Origin of the sequence: Streptomyces sp. NPDC059564, from assembly GCF_042735575.1 — a bacterium.
Taxonomy (GTDB): Bacteria; Actinomycetota; Actinomycetes; order Streptomycetales; family Streptomycetaceae; genus Streptomyces.
Window position 1 is genome coordinate 1 of sequence record NZ_JBHWBP010000723.1, and the last position, 1082, is coordinate 1082.

A 1082-nucleotide genomic window follows, 5' to 3' on the forward strand; every position below is an offset into this window, starting at 1 on the left:
CAGATGTGGAAGCCCGGTAACGGGTGGAGCTGACTGGTACTAATAGGCCGAGGGCTTGTCCTCAGTTGCTCGCGTCCACTGTGTTAGTTCTGAAGCAACGAACGGTTGCTGGTTTCTAGAGCTAGAACATAACTACAAAGTGTGCTTGTTCGCTCGAAACCGATTAGGGTTTCGGTGGTCATAGCGTTAGGGAAACGCCCGGTTACATTCCGAACCCGGAAGCTAAGCCTTTCAGCGCCGATGGTACTGCAGGGGGGACCCTGTGGGAGAGTAGGACGCCGCCGAACAATTTTTCAAAGGACCCCTGGTCCAGCGTTCAACGCTGGACCAGGGGTCTTTTTGTTTTTCACCTCTTTACGCCGAAGCGCGGCCATGGGTTGGTTGCGCGAGAATGACTAGCGGTACCCCGAAGACAGGAGTCACACCCATGTCCAACTCTCCCGACGATCGTCCGGAGCGCGAGCCTCGGCGCAACGACGGCGGTGACAGGGGCGGCTACCGCGGGGGCCGTGACGACCGTGGCGGCGACCGTGGTGGCTTCCGCCGCGACGACCGTGGTGGCCGTCCGACCGGTGGTGGCGGCGGTTTCCGCCGTGACGACCGTGGCGGGCGTCCCGCCGGCGGCGGCGACCGGCCCAGCGGTGGTGGCTTCCGTGGCGGTCGTGACGACCGTGGCGGCGACCGCCCCTCCTACCCGCGCCGTGACGACGACCGTGGCGGCCGTCCGACCGGTGGTGGCGGTGGCGGCTTCCGTCGCGACGACCGCGGTGGTCGTCCCGCAGGTGGTGGCGACCGTCCGTCCTTCCCGCGTCGTGACGACCGTGGTGGCGACCGCCCGAGCTACCCGCGTCGTGATGATGACCGTGGTGGTTTCCGTGGCGGTCGTGATGACCGTGGTGGCGACCGTCCGTCGTACCCGCGTCGCGATGACCGTGGTGGGGACCGTCCCACCGGTGGCGGCTTCCGTGGTGGCGACCGTCCGTCGTACCCGCGCCGTGACGACCGTGGTGGGGACCGTCCCACCGGCGGTGGTTTCCGTGGTGGCGACCGTCCGTCGTACCCGCGTCGTGATGACCGTGGTG

At 66.6% G+C, this 1082-nt stretch carries 1 rRNA gene and 1 pseudogene; one reads left to right on the forward strand and one right to left on the reverse strand.

Features of this window, described 5'->3' with window-relative positions:
• Positions 1-170: 170 nt before the first annotated feature.
• A 5S ribosomal RNA gene (rrf, locus tag ACFV0Q_RS41940) occupies positions 171-287 on the forward strand.
• Between the two features lie 59 nt (positions 288-346).
• Here rrf and ACFV0Q_RS41945 read toward each other — a convergent pair.
• A pseudogene (locus ACFV0Q_RS41945) lies at positions 347-1082 on the reverse strand (hypothetical protein); the annotation flags it as partial.